Annotated in this window: 3 protein-coding genes; all 3 read left to right on the top strand. The window is 43.1% G+C overall.

The window, feature by feature from the left end; genetic code table 11:
* The coding region (gene rplE / locus ACS8FD_RS17785; RefSeq protein ID WP_439276826.1) for a 50S ribosomal protein L5 at positions 1–417 on the top strand (417 nt) is incomplete at its 5' end.
* 12 nt (positions 418–429) lie between these two features.
* Complete coding sequence (gene rpsN, locus ACS8FD_RS17780) at positions 430–735, top strand: 30S ribosomal protein S14 (protein WP_068034613.1); 306 nt, start codon at positions 430–432, stop codon at positions 733–735.
* An 11-nt stretch (positions 736–746) separates the two neighbouring features.
* A partial coding sequence (gene rpsH, locus ACS8FD_RS17775; protein WP_439276827.1) for a 30S ribosomal protein S8 occupies positions 747–925 on the top strand: 179 nt, incomplete at its 3' end.

Below are 925 nucleotides of genomic sequence, written 5' to 3'. Positions count from 1 at the left end.
GGTGGCGCATCTCAGGACAAGAAATTGCTTGAAGGTGCTGTCGCTGATATGACTGCAATTGCTGGTCAAAAGCCTGTTGTCACCAAAGCGCGTAAATCAGTTGCTGGCTTTAAAATTCGTGAAGAATGGCCGATTGGCTGTAAAGTAACGCTACGCGGTGAGCAAATGTACGAATTTTTAGATCGTCTGATTGCCATTGCAATTCCTCGTATTCGCGATTTCCGTGGTTTTTCACCTAAAGCCTTTGACGGACGTGGTAACTACTCACTGGGTATTAAAGAACAAATCGTATTCCCAGAAGTAGACTTTGATAAGATTGATCGTATTCGTGGTATGGATGTGACTATCACTACGTCAGCTGGTACTGATGAAGAAGGTCGTGCGTTACTTAAAGCATTCGGCTTCCCATTTAAATAAGGTAAAGACGTTATGGCAAAAAAGAGCATGATTAACCGCGAATTAAAGCGCGAAAAAATGGTTGCTAAATATGCTGAAAAGCGTATTAAGTTAAAAGAAACCATCAGTGATATGACTGCAAGCGACGAAGAACGTATGGATGCGATGTTAGAGCTACAAGCTTTACCGCGCAATTCATCACCAGTTCGTCTGCGCAATCGTTGTGCTATCACCGGTCGTCCTCATGGCTACTTCCGTAAGTTTGGCTTATCACGTAATATGTTACGTGAGCGAGTCATGCAAGGCGATGTGCCTGGTGTTCGTAAAGCAAGCTGGTAAGGGGTAATTACATGAGTATGCAAGATACCGTTGGAGATATGCTAACCCGTATCCGTAACGCACAAATGGCTAATAAAGTATCCGTAGCGATGCCAAGCTCAAAACTACGTAAATCGATAGCTGATTTATTGGTTAATGAAGGTTATGTAGCGAGTGCTGTTGTTACTGAAGAAGACAACAACAAAGCGAC

The organism is Psychrobacter sp. 1U2 (assembly GCF_051847575.1).
The sequence above is the reverse complement of the archived record's forward strand: the minus strand, read 5'-3'. Positions and strand labels throughout refer to the sequence as shown.